Origin of the sequence: Streptomyces auratus (assembly GCF_050433025.1) — a bacterium.
GTDB lineage: Bacteria > Actinomycetota > Actinomycetes > Streptomycetales > Streptomycetaceae > Streptomyces > Streptomyces sioyaensis.
Window position 1 is genome coordinate 3,818,456 of sequence record NZ_JBNGCB010000001.1, and the last position, 17,161, is coordinate 3,835,616.

Consider the following 17,161-nt stretch of genomic DNA (forward strand, 5'->3'; position numbering starts at 1 on the left):
TCCCGGGCCCGCACCGGGCACGGCCGGGCGCCGGAACCGGTGCCGGCGAGCGGCACGGGGCGTTCCGTTTCAGCGGCGGCGATGGACGAGCCGGCCGGCCAACACCGTGACCAGAGCGCTGCCGTCCTCGGCGAAGACGGCGAAATCGGCCGCGCCGCCGACGGTCAGCGCACGCGGGCGGCCGCCGGGCACCTCCGCGAGCCCGGACCGCTGGACGGCCGTACGGACCGCGGGCCGGGTGAACGGCCCGGTCAGCGCCGTCGTGCCGAGGGCCAGCAGACGCTGCAGGCCCCGGCGGGCGCTGGCGCCCCAGCGCGCCTCGGTCATGTCGAGCGCGGCGAGCGCCGCACCCCCGATCGGCTCGCTGCCGAGCTCCCCGGCCTCGCGCGGGTCGGGGTGGTAGACGTCCTCCAGCAGCACGGCACCGTCCGGTTCGGCACGGCCGGGGGTCAGCACGCCGTCCCACTCCCGGACCCGCACCCTCCCCCGAGCTCTCGACTGCGCTCGACCAGGGGAGACCTCCGTGCCGTAAGCCGCCAGCAGCTCCTCGTACGGGCCGATGGCGGCGATCCGGCCGCCGTCGACGAGGACCGCATGGCCGGCGGCCGGCGCCCCGTCGGGGACGAGCCGGACACCGCGCACGCGGTGAAGTGTCAGCATCGCGGGGTCAGTTGGCCTCGACGAGCTTCAGCTCGGGATGAGCCGTGCCGCCCTCGATCGCCGTCGAGGACAGATGCGAGACGACCTTGTCGTCGACCGGGTCGTTGGCCGGGTCGTCGTGCACGAGGAGGTGCTCGTAGGTCGTGGCGCGCTGGGCCGGGACCCGGCCCGCCTTGCGGATCAGGTCGATGATCTCCATGCGGTTGGAGCGGTGCTTGGCACCGGCCGAGGAGACCACGTTCTCCTCCAGCATGATCGAGCCGAGGTCGTCCGCGCCGTAATGCAGCGACAGCTGGCCGATCTCCTTGCCGGTGGTCAGCCACGAGCCCTGGATGTGCGCGACGTTGTCGAAGAAGAGCCGGGCGAGGGCGATCATGCGCAGGTACTCGAAGAGGGTGGCCTGCGTCTGGCCCTTCAGGTGGTTGTTCTCCGGCTGGTAGGTGTACGGGATGAAGGCACGGAAGCCGCCCGTACGGTCCTGGACGTCGCGGATCATCCGCAGGTGCTCGATCCGCTCGGCGTTGGTCTCGCCGGTGCCCATGAGCATGGTGGAGGTGGATTCGACACCCAGGTTGTGGGCCGCCTCCATGATCTCAAGCCAGCGCTCGCCGGACTCCTTCAGCGGGGCGATGGCCTTGCGGGGACGGGCCGGCAGCAGCTCGGCGCCGGCGCCCGCGAAGGAGTCGAGCCCGGCGGCGTGGATGCGCTGGATCGCCTCCTCGACCGACACCTTGGAGATCCGGGCCATGTGCTCGACCTCGGAGGCACCGAGGGAGTGGATGACCAGCTGCGGAAAGGCCTTCTTGATCGCCGAGAAGTGTTCCTCGTAGTACTCGACGCCGTAGTCCGGGTGGTGCCCGCCCTGGAACATGATCTGGGTGCCGCCCAGTTCGACGGTCTCCGCGCAGCGGCGCAGGATGTCGTCCAGATCGCGGGTCCAGCCCTTGGCGGTGTCCTTGGGCGCGGCGTAGAAGGCGCAGAACTTGCACGCCGTCACACACACATTGGTGTAGTTGATGTTGCGCTCGATGATGTACGTCGCGATGTGCTCGGTGCCCGCGTAGCGGCGGCGGCGCACGGCGTCGGCGGCCTGGCCCAGCGCGTGCAACGGGGCGGAGCGGTACAGGTCGAGCGCTTCCTGCGGCGTGATCCGGCCGCCCTGCGCGGCGCGGTCGAGCACGGACTGGAGGTCGGCGTTCTCGGTCACCGGGGCGTCCCTTTCACAGGCGGGCATCACGAACTGAACCAGCGTACGTCAGGGGTCCGACAGCCTCGCCGCCGGTCAGCCGGCGCCCGGCAGCAGCGCCTGGTCCACGCCTCATACGCCCGTGCGCGCCGCCGCTCTCAGCGCCTCGTCATCGCTTCGTCAGTGTCGCCCGCGGCGTGCCGCCCGCGGCGTCGTCCGAGGCGAAGGCGAGCGTGCCGCCCGGGCCCAGCGTGTACGTCACCCGGGACTGGTTCCCCGTACAGCCGGCACCCTGCTGTCCGTCCGGACGCTCCATGAGGACCAGCCGCTTCCCGGTGGCCGACTCCAGCCGCGCCTTGGCCCGGCACTTCACCAGCACCGCGTCATAGGTGGTGTGGATGACGTACTCACCCTTGCCACCGTTTTTGATGACGCTGGTGAGCGTGCCGTTCGGGATGCCGTGCGAGGTCGTGACGCTGCCCGTCCAGGTGCCCAGGAACGCCTTGGCCACGGTGGCCGCGCCGTCCCCCTGGTCGCCGGGCCGGGGCGCCGGTGTGGCGTCGGCCGGCGGCCTGGCGCCCGTCTGCGCTCCGCCGTCGGCCTCGCCGCCCACCCCGGGCAGCAGATGGAAGACGAACCCCGCCGTCGTCGCGGCGGCGAACGCACCGGCCACCGACAACACCAGCGTGCAGCTCATCCGGCGCGGCCGGTCCTTGCCTCCACCGCCGAGCGCGCCGGACAGCGCGATCCGCCGCTCCTTGGGGGCGGCCGGCGGCGCCCCGGTCGGCAGGTCGGCGAGTTGGGCCGCTGCCTGCGGCCGGTCCGGGCCGGTGGCCGCCGCGTGCTGCCCGGCCGTCGCCGGGCGGCCGGCCCCCGCTGCCGCCGGGGACGGCGCACCGCCGGCCGCCGGCCACGGCGCCGCCTGTACGGGAGGGCCGGCCGGCCGAGCGGGAACCCCGGAGGTCTCCGTCGCCGGCGCCCCCGTCTGGACCGCACTGTCGAACGGCACCAGCCCGGACACCGCCCCGTACGAGGGATCCGGGGGCCCGAACGCGCCGCCGGGCACCGCACCCGCCGTGCCCTGCCCCGCCCGCGCCGGGCCGCCGGCCGCCGGCTCCTCCCCCGCGTCGAGGTTCAACAGCTCCACCGCCTGCCGGCTGACCCGCTCGACCAGCGGACCGGGCAGCCACCCCGCGCGCACCAGGCCCGCCGCGCCGCCGCTCCCCTCCCCCGCGAGCCGGGCCGCGAGCGCCGTGGGGGCGGGCCGGTCCGCGGGGTTCTTGGCCAGACAGGCGACCACCGACTCCCGCAGCTCACCACTGAGTTGCGGCCCCAGTACGGGTTCCTCGTGCACGACCTTGTAGAGCAGCGCCGCGGACGAGTCCCCCGGGAACGGGCTGCTGCCGGTCGCCGCGAAGGCCAGCACCGCGCCCAGCGAGAAGACGTCGGCGGCGCCCGCAGCCTCATTGCCCAGGATCTGTTCGGGCGCCATATAGCCGGGCGACCCCACCGAGACCCCCGTGGAGGTCAGCGAGGCAGTCCCCTCCGTGGCCCGCGCGATCCCGAAGTCGATCAGCAGCGGCCCGTCGAGCGTCAGCAGCACGTTCGACGGCTTGACGTCCCGGTGCACCAGCCCGAGCGCATGCACCGCGGCCAGCGCCTCGGCCAGCCCGGCACCCAGCGCCCGTACGGTGTGCCCGGGCAGCGCCCCGGCCTCGGCGACGGCCTGGGCGAGCGAGGGACCGGCCGCATAGCCCGTGGCGATCCACGGGACGGACGCATCCGGGTCGGCGTCCAGCACCGGCGCCGTCCAGTCGCCGCCCACCCGCCGCGCCGATTCGATCTCGCGCCGGAAACGCGCCCGGAACTGGTCGTCCGCGGCGAAGTGCGCATGGACGGCCTTCACGGCGACAGTACGGCCGCCGGCGCTGCGCCCGAGATAGACCCGCCCCATCCCGCCCGCGCCGAGCCTGCCCAGCAGCCGGTATCCGCCCAGGGCCCGTGGATCGTCCGGTGACAGCGGCTCCATGGCGCCTCCCCCTTGATACGCGCACCCAGATTATGGCCCGCAGGAAGCAGGGCCCCTGCCTCCCGTACCCGGCGGGCGCCCCGGCGGCTCGCGCCCGTGCACCGGCCCGGCACCGCCGCACCGCCCGTCCACTTGGCCCGCCCGCCTCCGGGCCGCGACCCGCCCCTCCGCCGGCCGACTACCCGGCCGCCGACCCCAGCAGGTCCACCTGCACATCGGCCGGGAACCCGGTCGTCGGCCCGACCCGCCGGGCGAATTCCGTGACCCCCGCCAGCTGTGCGGGCCCGAAACGGAAGTCGAGCGTGGTGAAGTAGCGCTCCAGGACCGGCTCGTCGAAGGTCTCCCAGCGGGCCGCCTGCTCGGCGACCTTGCCGACCTCCTCCAGCGACAGATCACGCGAGGCCAGAAACGCCTCGTGCACCTTCTGCACCACGACCGGCTCGCGCTCCAGGTACTCGCGCCGGGCCGCCCAGACGGCGAAGACGAACGGCAGGCCCGTCCACTCCTTCCACATCTGGCCCAGGTCGTGCACCTCCAGGCCCAGCCGGGGCCCGTCGTGCAGATTGGCGCGCAGCGCGGCGTCACCGATCAGCACCGCCGCGTCCGCCTCCTGCATCATCACGCCGAGGTCCGGCGGGCAGGTGTAGTAGTCGGGCCGTACCCCGATCTTCTCGGCCAGCAGCAGCTGGGCCAGCCGTACGGACGTCCTGGAGGTCGAGCCGAGGGCGACCCGGGCACCGTCCAGCTGCTCCAGCGGCTTCTGCGAAACGATCACACAGGACATCACCGGGCCGTCGCAGCCGACGGCGAGGTCGGGAAAGGCGACGAGGTCGTCGGCGGCCCGCAGGAATTCCACGAGGGTGATCGGCGCGATGTCGAGCTCCCCGCGGACCAGCTGCTCGCTGAGCTTCTCCGGCGTGTCCTTGGTGAGGTCCAGATCGAGCAGGGTGCCCGTACGGGCGAGGCCCCAGTAAAGGGGCATGCAGTTCAGGAACTGGATGTGGCCCACTCGCGGCCGGCTGCGACGGCGGCCGGCGTCGGCTCCCGCGGGTGCGTCTCCGAAGGTTGAATTGTCCACATGCGGAGGCTAGACCTGTCCCGCTAGGGGCAGCGCGGCGGGTCGGCGTATGGACGTTAGTGCGGTCGGTTAAACGTGATCTTTGGCTCTTCCGCCTTGCGAGCGCACCATGCTAAGCTCAGCGCAAGTTGCAGTTTGGTTTCCCTTGCAGTACAGAGCCTGCGGAGCATGTGACCCCGCAGGCTCTTGTAGTTTCAGACTTCTTTGCAGGTTCTGGAGCAGGGCAACCCTTTGGCCCAAGGAGGGCTTATGGCTACCGGAACCGTCAAGTGGTTCAACGCTGAAAAGGGCTTCGGCTTCATCGCCCAGGACGGCGGCGGCCCGGATGTCTTCGTCCACTACTCGGCGATCAACGCCTCTGGTTTCCGCTCCCTGGAGGAGAACCAGCAGGTGAACTTCGACGTCACGCAGGGCCCGAAGGGTCCGCAGGCGGAGAACGTCACGCCGGTCTAAGTTGCCTGGCCCGGAATCTTTCCAGGTCGTTTCCAGCAGTACCCAAGGAGCCCTGCTCCGCCATTTCGGTGGCGAGCGGGGCTCCTGCCTTTTCCTGCCGACGACTGGTTTCCTGCCGACGACCGGCCTGAATGGCCACCGCATGAATTTTTCTCGTCCGGCGCATGACACACCCATCGGGCGCAGCAATGCGGAAAATTCTCCGGCAATGCGCGCACCGCTCGCTACCCCCCGGCAGCAGTCATCTCCCTCGTTTGGTCGCAAAGAAACAGGATCTCGACGCGTCCGGGCGTGGCAAGTACAGCAATCGCTCAGCAGAAAACCGTGAGCAGCAAGGGAAGCGCCGAGGCGGCGACGGACGGCGGTGGCCGACCGGTCGTCGGCGTCATGGGCGCCATGGGGGTCATGGGGGTCATGGGGGTCATGGGGGTCACAGGGGAAGTCAATGCTTCCGGACACGGGGCGCCATCGGCCACCGTACTCAGTCGCATACGCGCCACCTACTCACCCCGCGCGAGGGCCGGAAATACGCGCGGAGCCGCGTCCATGGCAGCGGTCGGCGCACCCGGCCTGCCCGCCCGGCGAGCGGGCGGACCCGGCGGCACATTTTGGCGTAAGTGCCCACCGGTACAAAGAAGTTGCGGCAGATGACGAAGTGATCACCGAAAGTGGTCACATCGGAACATGGCGCGGCATACCGTGGGCAGAATGAGCGAGCACTTGCCCCCGCAGAAGACCTGTCCCGACTGTGGTGGCAGAGGCACCGTGGACTGGGAGACGCCGGCCGGCGACAAGGTCACGACGCAGTGCTCCGGTTGCGGCGGCACCGGCACCGTCCTGGCTTAGGGGAGGCGAAGGCGACATGGCGCCCTTGGGAAGGAACGGTAAGCCGGTCGGCCTGGACGCGCAGTACGTCGGCCGGCTGCCGTGCTCGACCTGCGGGATACGTTCGATGAAGCTGCCGGGCCAGCAGGGCGGGCTGTGCATTCCGTGCTACGCCGAGGAGTGCGCGGCCGAGGGACGCCGTGCGGCGACGGCCGGTTCCTGGGTGACGGCGAGCTTCGTCGGCGACCCGTGCCTGGCCTGTGGCTCACGGTCCGTCGACGCCAACGGCTGGGCGTTCTGGTGCAACTCCTGCGATATGCAGACGGCGGTCGCGCTGCCGCCGCAGTGAGCGGTCCAGCGACGGGGCCGCTCGGCGGGCCTCAGAGACTCCGCACGTCAGACCCCGTGCCACCTCCCCCACAGAGGTGACACGGGGTTCCAGTCTGACGCGCCGGGGGCGAGGGCTCCAGAGCGGGGTCACCTGCTTTCGTAAAGGCTGGCTATGTCTTTGGCGAAATCACGCGAGACGGCGGCCCGGCGAAGTTTCAGGGACGGGGTCAGATGCCCGGATTCCGGGGTGAAATCCACCGGGAGAACGGCGAAGCGGCGAATGGATTCGGCACGGGAGACCAGTGCGTTGGCGTCGTCCACCGCACGCTGGAGATCGGCGAGCAGGCCCTTGTCGCGGAGCAGTTGCCCGGACGGCACGTCCTGCTTCTTGTGCATCTGGCACCAGTGGGCGAGGCCGTCCGGATCCAGGGTGAGCAGGGCGGTGATGTAGGGGCGGTTGTCGCCGACGACCATGCACTGGCCGACGAGGGGGTGCGAGCGGAGGCGGTCCTCCAGGGGCGCGGGGGCGACGTTCTTGCCGCCCGTGGTCACGAGGATCTCCTTCTTGCGGCCGGTGATGGTGAGGTAGCCGTCCGGGTCGAGCGATCCGAGGTCGCCGGTGGCGAACCAGCCGTGATCGGTGACGGGGCGGGCCGCGCCGAGGGTGGCGTCCCAGTAGCCGGAGAAGACGTGTCCGCCGTGGATCAGGATCTCGCCGTCGTCGGCGATCCGCACCGCGCTGCCGGGGAGCGGCCAGCCGACCGTGCCGATGCGGGGGCGCAGCGGTGGCGTGACCGTGGTGGCGGCCGTGGTCTCCGTCAGGCCGTAGCCCTCGAAGATCTCGATGCCGGCGCCGGTGTAGAAGGCGGCGAGGCGGTGGCCGAGGGGGGAGCCGCCGCAGAGGATGTGGCGGACCCTGCCGCCGAGCGCGGCCCGGATGCGGCGGTAGACGAGCGGATCGTAGAGCTTGCGGGCGGCCTTGAGGGCGACGCCGGGGCCGGGGCCCGTCCCGTGTTCCCTGGCCTCGACCGCCTCGCCGTAGGAGCGCGCGACGCGGGCCGCGCGGTCGAAGGAGGAGCCCTTGCCCATCTTCTCCGCAGTGGCCCGGCCGGTGTTGAAGACCTTCTCCAGGACGTACGGGATGGCCAGCAGGAACGTCGGACGGAAGCCGGCCAGGTCGGCGAGCAGGTCGTCGGTCTGAATGCTGGGGGCGTGGCCGAGGCGGACGCGGGCGCGCAGGCAGCCGACGGCGACCATACGGCCGAAGACGTGGGAGAGCGGGAGGAAGAGCAGGGTGGCGGCGGGCTCCTCGCTGACCGACCTGAAGATCGGGTGCAGCAGTTCGACGGCGTTGTCGACCTCGGCGAAGAAGTTGGCGTGGGTGAGGGCGCAGCCCTTGGGGCGACCGGTGGTGCCGGAGGTGTAGATGAGGGTGGCGAGGGCGTACGGGCCGGTGGCGGCGCGGCATTGGTCGACCGCCTCGTCCGGGAGGTCCCGGCCCGCGGCGATGAGCTGGGCGACGGCCCCGGTGTTGAACTGCCAGAGGTGGTCCAGCACGGGGAGTTCGCCGCGCAGGCCGCTGATCAGCCGGGCCTCCTCGACGTTCTCCACGACGCAGGCGCGGGCACTGGAGTCGTGCAGGATCCACTGCGCCTGGTGGGCGGAGGACGTGGGGTAGAGAGGGACGGTGACCAGGCCGGCCGCCCAGGCGGCGAAGTCGACGAGGGTCCACTCATAGGTCGTACGGGCCATGATCGCGAGCCGGTCGCCGGGGCGGAGGCCGTGCGCGATCAGGCCCTTGGCGACAGCGCGGACCTCGACGGCGAACTCCGCGGCGGTGATGTCCCGCCAGGTACCGCTGGGTTGTTTGCGGGCGAGCACGACGTCGGCGGGCGCCTCGGCGGCGTTGGTGAAGGGAAGGTCGCCGAGTGAGCCACTGCGGACGGGCGGGACCAGCGGGGGGACGTAGACCTCCCGAACTGCGCCGTTGACCAGGGTTTTCTGGGGCTCCCGCAAGGTGCGGGCAGGGGCGTCGGCGGGGTCGGCGGCTGGTACGTCGACGGGTGATCCGGTGGCTGCACTGTCCTGGTGGAACACGAGCGGCTCCTCGTTTCGCCTGTGGAGTGCGGAGGGGGGTGGGGCGCCTGGGGGTGCGGGAGGGGCGCGCGGTGCCGCGTGGGCGGTGGGTGGCCGTGGGGGTTGGGGCTGGTGCCGTGGCTGGTGCCGTGGCTGGTGCCCTTGTGGTGGCCAGGGTGGTAGGGGCTACGCGCTGTGGGCGGCGGGGCCGGTGGGGCCGGTGCGCCTGCGCGCCGCAGCGGTCACCGTTACGGGCGCGGACGCGGGCACGGACGCGGCCGGGTCACGGCAGGTAACTGGTCTGGGGCGGCCGTTTTCTGACGACGCCCGGGCTCCGCTCCCAGGGGCGTCGAACTACCGGGCACCATCGCGGCGTCGGCCTCGATCGGCCCCAACACCGCACGAAATCGGGCGGGTTGCGACGGCTCGGCGACGGCGCCGGCGACCCTCGGCGAACGCCTCGCTCCTGCCGGGGGAACCGTGGCACTCATCTGCGACCCAGCTCCCGACCCGACGGTAACCTTACTTCGAGGTCAATTTATGTGAGGAGCAGGAGCCGGCCAATGGGCGCGCGACACCTTCACGAATTCACCCCACGGACCACGGTTCCAGGTCACGAACGGCCTGCCCTGCGCCTGCCGCGTGCCCGGCCGCCGTCCACACCGAGGACCGTCACCCGCCGGGCGGCCCGCAAACAGTCGGCGGCCCGGCGCGCGGCGTACCATCGGCCGCCGCACGCCGGGCCACGCCCCCCTGACGCTGGGCCACGCCCCCCTGACGCCGGACCGCGTCACCCCCTGGCGCCGGACCGGCCCTCATGGCCGACGAGTTCGCCCGGCACCCAGCGCTCCCCGCCCATCATCCGGCCGAGGCCCGCCCACACGACGTTCATCATCGTGGCCGCGGCATCCTTCGCCGACGGACGCGCCCACTCCCCCGAAACGCCCTCGTCCGTACGGCAATTGGCCCACTCGGCGAGCGACTCGGCGGCGCCGACCAGCGCGTGCGCGAGCCCGGCCACCTCCCGTTCGGCCAGCTCGCCGACGCAGCCCGCTTCCTTTGCGGCTGCACCCAGCAATTCCGTGACGAACTCGACGATCTCCCCTCGTACCGCGGCGACTTCGTGGGCGAACGGCTCACCATGCGTCCTGGCCTGCTGGTGGAGTACGGCCCAGCCCCCCGGATGCTCGGCGGTGTACGCAAAGAACCCCCGCAGGCCGCCCCACAGTTGCCGGTCGGCGCTCTCCCCCGGCTCGACGGCTGCCGAAACCGCCGCCATCAGCGCCTCCGACTCCCGCCGGATCACCGCGCTGAACAGGTCTTCCTTCGAATTCAGGTACAGATAGACCAGCGGCTTGGACACCCCGGCCAGTTCGGCGATCTCGTCCATCGAGGCCGCCCGATATCCACGCCGTGCGAACGTCAGCACCGCGGCGTCCAGCATCTGCTGCTCCCGGACGGCGCGCGGCACCCTCTTGCTCTTCACAGCTCCCACCCTGAATGTCCCTCCATCCCGCCCCTTTACTGCAAAGTAAGTTTACGATCTTCGCTTCCCGCCTCCGCCGGCTTGACGTGTTCCCGCTCTTAGCGAGACGATACGTATCGTTACGTTGCCCGAGCCGCCTATCCGGAGGACAGCCCCATGCAGCAGTTCATCGATGCCGCGCCCGGTATCCGCTTGTGGACCGAGCAGCGCGGTCCCGTCGATGCGCCCCCGCTGTTGCTGGTCATGGGCGCCCAGGCGACCGGCGTCGGCTGGCCGGAGCCACTGGTCGACGCGCTGGCCGCGCACCACCGGGTCATCCGTTACGACCACCGTGACACCGGCCGCTCCACGTGGTCCTTCGAGGAACAGCCCTACCGGATCGCCGATCTGGCCACGGACGTGATCGCGGTCCTGGACGGGCTGGGCATCGGCCGGGCACATCTCGTCGGCATGTCATTGGGCGGCATGCTGGCCCAAATGGTGCTGGCGGACCACCCCGACCGATGCCTCAGCGCCACTCTCATCGGCACCAGCGCCCTCAGCACCACCCCCTACACCCGCCCGGACGGTCGGACGGTGCCGGCCGGGGAACTCCCGGGCATCGCGCCCGAGGTCCTGGAGCTGTGGTCCCGGCCCGTCGAGGATCACGGGCCGGCGGCCGAAATGGAGCGCCGGATCGAACACTGGCGGGTACTCGCCGGTGACCAACTCCCCTTCGACGCCAAGTACTTCCGCGCCCTGGAGCACCGCGTCATCGCGCACACGGGGCACCACCGCACGAGCACCGCACACGGCCGTGCGGAGCACGACGGCATGCTCCGCACCGAGCAGCTCGCCACGAACGAGGTGCCGGCGCTGGTGATCTGCGCACCCGCCGAACCGGTCTTCCCACCGCCACACCCCCACCACCTCGCCCAGTGCGTGCGGGGCGCGCGGCTCGTCGAGATCCCGGGGATGGGCCATGCGCTACCGCCCGCCGTCCAAGGACCGCTGGCCACCGCGATCCTGGCCCATACGGGCGCGGTGACGGGCTGAGGGCGGGGCCCGCGGAGAGCGCGGCTGGTCGAGGTCCGCGCCGCGGAGTTCCTGCGCGGCGCGGACGCGGACGTGCTGCTCGGCTCCGGCGGCGGACAGCCGAGGAGCCCACGACCACTCAGCTGACGGCCAAGCAGCCACGTCCGCTGGGGCGGAATCGAGTGGTACACCGGCAGCAAGCACAACGCTTGTGGAAGCAACCGGCCGCCTAAAGCAGCACAGACCAACAGCCAGGAGGCAGTCGACGAATCCAGGTCCGCCGTGCGCCATTCAGCCGGTCCGCCCCCGCCGACGTGAACCCCTCTTCCGAACCCTGCGCAGCATCAACCGCCATGCCCGAACCAGCTCCCCTGGTCGCGCGCGATCAACCGGCGCACGTCCACAGGTGACCACCCCGACGCACACCGGACGCGACCTCGACCGTACCCACCAACAAGAGGCAACTCGAACCGGCGGAAACCAAACTGCTCACGAGATCAAGTTGCACGCCCGGTGTATCCGAGGGACGGTCGTAAGAGCGCATATCTGTCCGTTTGCGGCAGGGGGAGGGGGGACCAGGCATCACGGAATAGGGAAGCGCCATGAGCACTGAGCAGCCCCAGGATCCTCGGAACCGACCCCCCCAGCAGCAGTACCCACCTCCCCAGCAGCAGTACCCACAGGGGCAGTTCGCTCCATATCCGCAATACCAGCCACAGCCAGACACGAGCGGTAAGGCCGTGGCTTCCATGGTTATCGGAATCGCGTCTCTGGTCATACCTTTCATAGGAATCGTCACGGGACCCCTGGCAATCGTCTTGGCCACCAGAGCGCGCCGCGAGATAGAGCGCACCAGGCAAAAGGGCGACGGTATGGCCGTAGCTGGGCTGGTGACCGGCATCATCGGCTGCATCGGCTACGTAATCTTCTTGGTGCTCCTCATCATCGGCGCAGCAACTGGGGCGTAGCGACAAGACACAGAGACATCTCACACATCACGTACGCGATGAATCGGTGCGCCAACACCGCCGGCCTCGATTCCGGGCCATGCGATGCGCGGGATGATGCCGCGTTCGCGCAGCCATCTCAGGTGGTCGGCGGAGTAACACGCCTTATCTGCACAGAGTTAGGCGGGACGCGCCCACAGGGCCACGCCACGACCGGATCACAGGTATGCCGGGATCAATGACAAGTCGGCGGGTCGGTTGGCGTGAAGGAAGGCGTGCTGAGAGCGAATGGCCTGACCGATAACGAGCGCAGCGGGCTCAGAGAGCAATGCGCCCAGGGAGGGCACGTTGTGCCGCAATGTGGCGCAACGCAGCCTACGGCTTTCTGATGAGGGTGCACGCACTGTGCCCCGTTCTCCGTAAAGAGACCGGGGCACACCTGTGAGGCGAGCTGAAAGTTAGGCAGCAGCCGGCACGGAGACCTTCTCCTCCGCGCCATCAGCGCTGGTCGTGTCCAGGCTGATGCTCTTCGCGCCGCTGTACGCATCGCGGTCCAGGATCTTCTCCCTGGCGGAGACCAGGATCGGAATGACCGACTGGCCGGCCACGTTGGTAGCCGTACGCATCATGTCCAGGATCGGGTCGATGGCCATCAGCAGGCCGACGCCCTCCAGGGGGAGGCCCAGTGTGGAGAGGGTCAGCGTCAGCATGACCGTCGCGCCGGTCAGGCCGGCGGTGGCGGCGGAGCCGATGACGGAGACGAAGACGATCAGGAGGTAGTCGCCGATGCCCAGGTGGACGTCGAAGATCTGGGCGATGAAGATCGCGGCGATCGCCGGGTAGATCGAGGCGCAGCCGTCCATCTTGGTCGTCGAGCCGAACGGCACCGCGAAGGAGGCGTACTCGCGCGGCACACCGAGGCGCTCGGTGACCTGCTGGGTGACCGGCATGGTGCCGACCGACGAGCGGGAGACGAAGGCCAGCTGGATGGCCGGCCAGGCGCCGCGGAAGAACTGCAGCGGGTTGACCTTGGCGACGGTCGACAGCAGCAGCGGGTAGACGCCGAACAGCACCAGGGCGCAGCCGAGGTAGATGTCGACGGTGAAGGTCGCGTACTTGCCGATCAGGTTCCAGCCGTAGGTCGCGATGGCGTTGCCGATGAGGCCGACGGTGCCGAGCGGGGCGAGGCGGATGACCCACCACAGGGCCTTCTGCAGCAGTTCCAGGACGGAGCGGCTGATCGTGAGGACCGGCTCGGCCTTCTCGCCGAGCTGCAGCGCCGCGATGCCGGCGACGGCCGCCATGAAGACGATCTGCAGGACGTTGAGCTCGGTGAACGGCGTGATGATGTCGGTGGGGACGATGCCGGTCAGGAAGTCGATCCAGGAGCCCGCGTGGTCGGGGAGCTTGCCGTCCTTGGGGCTCAGGCCGGTGCCCGCGCCGGGGTGGGTGAGCAGGCCGATCGCCAGGCCGATCGCGACCGCGATCAGCGAGGTGACCATGAACCACAGCAGGGTGCGGGTGGCGAGCCGGGCGGCGTTGTTGACCTGCCGCAGATTGGTGATCGACACCAGGATCGCGAAGAAGACCAGCGGGGCCACGGCCAGCTTCAGCAGCTGGACGAAGAGGTCGCCGATGTGCTGGAGCGTGGCGGTGAGCCAGCCGATGTCACCGTTCTTGGCGATCGCGCCGAGCAGCACGCCCAGGGCGAGACCGGCCAGGATCTGGGCCCAGAACGGGACCTTGGGTATGCGGGAGGACTTGGGGGTCTGGGGCGCCGGTGAGGACTCGGCGGCCTTGGCAGACGTGGACAACGGACACACTCCGGGGACAGGTCGGGCATCGGAAGGCGGCGCGGGGCGCCAGGAGGTCGAGCGGCCGCGGAGCGGTTCGAGGGAGCTCGAAGCAGGGGGGCCTCCCGCCCGGAGGGCGAGGGGGATCTCCGGCGGCTGAATGAAGAGTCAGCGGCGGCAACAGGCCGCGGACAGACAGCGGCAGAGATCGACATGCAGGCGCGCCACGAGCGGAGTGCTCATGGGGAACGGGGGCGCGGCTGCCATCTTCATGGCACGTACATTAACACTTGAACTTTGAGGAACCCAAAGAAAATCTTTGACTTCCCTAGAGGCCGCCGACCCGGACGACCCGTCAAAAAAGCGACCGGCGCCCGGTCATGGAACACAAGCCATGACGGCGGGCGCCGGTCGCGGACGGGCGGCTGTGAGGCGCCTTACACAGCGGCGTCCTACGTAAAGGTCCAGGCCGCTACGCAGGCCGTTACCCCAGCCCGTCCTCCTGGCCGGCGTGGGCCGCGAGCCGCTCGCGCTGGCGGTCGACCTTGGCGACGATCTGCTCGGACATCGCATCCCGCTGCTTGCGCAGCAGCACAAAGCTGAGCGGCGCGGAGATCACGATGGCGAGCAGCAGCATCCAGACGGTGTTGGAGGCGCCGACGGCGAGCGGAATGATGTGGAGGTAGGCCAGCACCCAGACCACGGCGAACGAGGCGACGAAGAGGCCGATGCGAAGGGCGGTGTAGCGGAGCGTGGCGAAGTTGTGGCTACTCACGGATGGGACCTTCTCCTCAACGGCAACCTAAAGGGTCTGCATCCAGTCAAGCACAGCGCTTCGGGCGATCTTCGCGGCCCCCGCCGCAGCACCCCTCGCCGTAGCCTCCGCCCCCGCACCGGCCCGCACCCCGCCCCGTACCTCAGGCCACCTCCCGCCACATGGTGACGTCATCCCGGAAGTCACCGTCGGCGACCTTGATCGCGCCGGGCACCCGGCCGACCTCCTTGTACCCGCAGGACGCGTAGAAGCGGCTGAGGCCGGTGCCGCCGCGGCAGGTGAGCCGGATGCCGGAGATGCCGTCGAGCGAGCGGGCGGCGTCGGCGACCGCGGCCATCAGCTCCCGGCCGACCCCCTGGCCCTGGACGGACGGGTGGACCATGACGGTGTAGACCCACAGCCAGTGGCGCATCAGACGGTGGCCGTTGAGGGTGAGGAAGGCGGCGGCCAGGACCCGGCCGTCCGGATCGCGGCCCACCAGCAGACGCGTGCGGCCCTCGGCCATCGAGGTCAGATGCCTCAGCAGCTCGGGGCGTATGTCGTCCTGGGTCACCGGCGGGACGAAGCCGACGGCGCCGTCGGCGTTGGAGACGTCGCTCCACAACGTGCATATCCCGTCGCGGAGAGCGGGGGTGACGGAAGGGTCCAGGTCGAAACGCACGTTCATGACCCGGACCCTAACTCCCGCCACTGACAGCGGCCCCGGCCTGCTCAGACGCGCATCGGCTGGGGCGACTCACGGCGCTCGGGGTCCGGGCCCGGGTACTCGCGGATGGCCTCGTAGCGGGTGTTGCGCTCGACGGGGCGGAAGCCGGCGTCCCGGATCAGCTCCAGCAGGTCCTCGCGGGTCAGCTTGTTGGGCGTGCCGTAGTTGTCCGCGTCGTGCGTGATCTTGTATTCGACGACCGAACCGTCCATGTCGTCGGCGCCGTGCTGGAGGGCGAGCTGGGTGGTCTGCAGGCCGTGCATGACCCAGAAGCACTTGATGTGCGGGACGTTGTCGAAGAGGAGGCGGGAGACCGCGAAGGCCTTCAGGGCCTCCGCGCCGGTCGCCATCGTCGTGCGGGCCTGGAGCTTGTTGCGGACCTTGCCGTCCTGCATGTCGACGAAGTCGTGCTGGTAGCGCAGCGGGATGAAGACCTGGAAGCCACCGGTCTCGTCCTGGAGCTCACGCAGCCGCAGCACGTGGTCGACGCGGTGGCGGGGCTCCTCGATGTGCCCGTACAGCATCGTCGAGGGGGTCTTCAGGCCCTTCTCGTGGGCGAGGCGGTGGATGCGCGACCAGTCCTCCCAGTGGGTGCGGTGGTCGACGATGTGCTGGCGCACCTCCCAGTCGAAGATCTCGGCGCCGCCGCCGGTCAGTGACTCCAGACCGGCGTCGATCAGCTCGTCGAGGATCTCGGAGGCACTCAGCCCGGAGATGGTCTCGAAGTGGTGGATCTCGGTGGCGGTGAAGGCCTTCAGGGAGACGTCCGGCAGCGCCTTCTTCAGCTCGCGCAGCGACCGCGGGTAGTAGCGCCACGGCAGCGTCGGGTGCAGACCGTTGACGATGTGCAGCTCGGTGAGGTTGTCGTTCTCCATCGCCTTGGCGAGGCGGACGGCCTCCTCGATCCGCATCGTGTACGCGTCCTTCTCGCCCGGCTTGCGCTGGAAGGAGCAGTAGGCGCACGACGCGGTGCACACGTTCGTCATGTTGAGGTGACGGTTGACGTTGAAGTGGACGACGTCGCCGTTCTTGCGCGTCCGCACCTCATGAGCCAGCCCGCCCAGCCACGCCAGGTCGTCACACTCGTAGAGGGCGATACCGTCCTCGCGGGTCAGCCGCTCCCCGGCGTGGACCTTCGCCTCCAGCTCACGCTTGAGGCCCACATCCATCGACGCAGCCATCCGGTCGCCTCCAGTCTCTGCCGTATCGGTGCCGTTTCGGAGCCGGAAACGGGCTTCGACGAGCGTACTCCCCCGTAATGGAGGCGGACGGGGCCCCCTTGACGCGCCCGTCCGCTCCCGGTGTGCCGCCCGGCGACCGGGGCCTACTCGGCCTCTTCGGGCAGTTCGCCGACGCGGTTCTCCCACTTGGTGGAGAGCACGATCGTGGTGCGCGTACGGGAGACGCCCTTGGTGCCGGACAGCCGCCGGATGGTGCGCTCCAGACCGTCCACATCGCCCACCCGCACCTTGAGCATGTACGAGTCGTCGCCGGCGATGAACCAGCAGTCCTCGATCTCGGCGAGGTCGCGCAGCCGGCGTGCGACGTCCTCGTGATCGGCCGCGTCCGAGAGCGAGATGCCCACCAGCGCGGTGACGCCGAGGCCGAGCGAGGCGGCATCGACCGTCGCGCGGTAGCCGGTGATCACTCCGGCCGCTTCGAGCCGGTTGATCCGGTCCGTGACGCTGGGCCCGGAGAGGCCGACGAGCCGGCCGAGCTCCGCGTACGAGGCCCGGCCGTTCTCACGAAGTGCCTGGATGAGCTGCCTATCCACCGCGTCCATGCCCTCAAGCCTTCCAATCT

General features: G+C 70.2%; 16 protein-coding genes. 5 read left to right on the forward strand and 11 right to left on the reverse strand.

Annotated elements, in window-relative coordinates; genetic code table 11:
- Positions 1 to 69: 69 nt before the first annotated feature.
- From BKA18_RS16510 to BKA18_RS16525, 4 genes are all read right to left on the reverse strand, one after another.
- Complete coding sequence (locus BKA18_RS16510) at positions 70 to 660, reverse strand: imidazolonepropionase-like domain-containing protein (RefSeq protein ID WP_366047671.1); 591 nt, start codon at positions 658 to 660, stop codon at positions 70 to 72.
- A gap of 7 nt (positions 661 to 667) precedes the next feature.
- A complete protein-coding gene (gene mqnC / locus BKA18_RS16515; protein ID WP_006604804.1) occupies positions 668 to 1,867 on the reverse strand; it encodes a cyclic dehypoxanthinyl futalosine synthase in 1,200 nt (399 codons plus the stop codon).
- 148 nt (positions 1,868 to 2,015) lie between these two features.
- The gene (locus BKA18_RS16520; protein ID WP_366047669.1) at positions 2,016 to 3,875 is read right to left on the reverse strand and encodes a serine/threonine-protein kinase; all 1,860 of its coding nucleotides are present in this window, start codon (positions 3,873 to 3,875) and stop codon (positions 2,016 to 2,018) included.
- A 178-nt stretch (positions 3,876 to 4,053) separates the two neighbouring features.
- Positions 4,054 to 4,953 (reverse strand): menaquinone biosynthetic enzyme MqnA/MqnD family protein, encoded by a 900-nt coding sequence (locus BKA18_RS16525; RefSeq protein WP_078568701.1) that lies wholly within the window; start codon positions 4,951 to 4,953, stop codon positions 4,054 to 4,056.
- 249 nt (positions 4,954 to 5,202) lie between these two features.
- Between BKA18_RS16525 and BKA18_RS16530 the strand changes: the two genes are divergently transcribed.
- The 3 genes from BKA18_RS16530 (at position 5,203) to BKA18_RS16540 (ending at position 6,580) form a co-directional block, all read left to right on the forward strand.
- The gene (locus BKA18_RS16530) at positions 5,203 to 5,406 is read left to right on the forward strand and encodes a cold-shock protein (RefSeq protein ID WP_003984261.1); all 204 of its coding nucleotides are present in this window, start codon (positions 5,203 to 5,205) and stop codon (positions 5,404 to 5,406) included.
- A gap of 708 nt (positions 5,407 to 6,114) precedes the next feature.
- Positions 6,115 to 6,252, forward strand: a complete 138-nt coding sequence (locus BKA18_RS16535; RefSeq protein ID WP_154073971.1) for a hypothetical protein — start codon at positions 6,115 to 6,117, stop codon at positions 6,250 to 6,252.
- A gap of 16 nt (positions 6,253 to 6,268) precedes the next feature.
- Positions 6,269 to 6,580 carry a hypothetical protein gene (locus BKA18_RS16540; protein ID WP_006604800.1) on the forward strand — a complete coding sequence of 104 codons (312 nt, stop codon included), beginning with the start codon at positions 6,269 to 6,271 and terminating at the stop codon, positions 6,578 to 6,580.
- 128 nt (positions 6,581 to 6,708) lie between these two features.
- Here the strand turns inward: BKA18_RS16540 and BKA18_RS16545 are convergent, their stop codons facing one another.
- Positions 6,709 to 8,658, reverse strand: a complete 1,950-nt coding sequence (locus BKA18_RS16545; protein WP_429638338.1) for an AMP-dependent synthetase/ligase — start codon at positions 8,656 to 8,658, stop codon at positions 6,709 to 6,711.
- Between the two features lie 769 nt (positions 8,659 to 9,427).
- Positions 9,428 to 10,132 carry a TetR/AcrR family transcriptional regulator gene (locus tag BKA18_RS16550; RefSeq protein WP_366047668.1) on the reverse strand — a complete coding sequence of 235 codons (705 nt, stop codon included), beginning with the start codon at positions 10,130 to 10,132 and terminating at the stop codon, positions 9,428 to 9,430.
- A gap of 147 nt (positions 10,133 to 10,279) precedes the next feature.
- Between BKA18_RS16550 and BKA18_RS16555 the strand changes: the two genes are divergently transcribed.
- Positions 10,280 to 11,158, forward strand: coding sequence for an alpha/beta fold hydrolase (locus tag BKA18_RS16555; RefSeq protein WP_366047667.1), 879 nt, complete (start codon positions 10,280 to 10,282; stop codon positions 11,156 to 11,158).
- A 581-nt stretch (positions 11,159 to 11,739) separates the two neighbouring features.
- The gene (locus BKA18_RS16560) at positions 11,740 to 12,105 is read left to right on the forward strand and encodes a DUF4190 domain-containing protein (RefSeq protein WP_366047666.1); all 366 of its coding nucleotides are present in this window, start codon (positions 11,740 to 11,742) and stop codon (positions 12,103 to 12,105) included.
- A 437-nt stretch (positions 12,106 to 12,542) separates the two neighbouring features.
- On the opposite strand, the gene BKA18_RS16565 is transcribed toward BKA18_RS16560, so the two are convergent.
- From BKA18_RS16565 to BKA18_RS16585, 5 genes are all read right to left on the reverse strand, one after another.
- Positions 12,543 to 13,898: a dicarboxylate/amino acid:cation symporter gene (locus tag BKA18_RS16565; RefSeq protein WP_366047665.1), complete on the reverse strand. Its 1,356-nt coding sequence runs from the start codon at positions 13,896 to 13,898 to the stop codon at positions 12,543 to 12,545.
- Positions 13,899 to 14,361: 463 nt separating this feature from the next.
- Entirely contained in the window at positions 14,362 to 14,652 is a 291-nt protein-coding gene (locus BKA18_RS16570) for a DUF4229 domain-containing protein (RefSeq protein ID WP_093483867.1), read from the reverse strand.
- Between the two features lie 142 nt (positions 14,653 to 14,794).
- Positions 14,795 to 15,319 carry a GNAT family N-acetyltransferase gene (locus BKA18_RS16575; RefSeq protein WP_235448770.1) on the reverse strand — a complete coding sequence of 175 codons (525 nt, stop codon included), beginning with the start codon at positions 15,317 to 15,319 and terminating at the stop codon, positions 14,795 to 14,797.
- 44 nt (positions 15,320 to 15,363) lie between these two features.
- Positions 15,364 to 16,527 (reverse strand): aminofutalosine synthase MqnE, encoded by a 1,164-nt coding sequence (gene mqnE, locus BKA18_RS16580; RefSeq protein ID WP_429638418.1) that lies wholly within the window; start codon positions 16,525 to 16,527, stop codon positions 15,364 to 15,366.
- A 155-nt stretch (positions 16,528 to 16,682) separates the two neighbouring features.
- Positions 16,683 to 17,141, reverse strand: a complete 459-nt coding sequence (locus tag BKA18_RS16585) for an Lrp/AsnC family transcriptional regulator (RefSeq protein ID WP_006604791.1) — start codon at positions 17,139 to 17,141, stop codon at positions 16,683 to 16,685.
- Between the last annotated feature and the right edge of the window lie 20 nt (positions 17,142 to 17,161).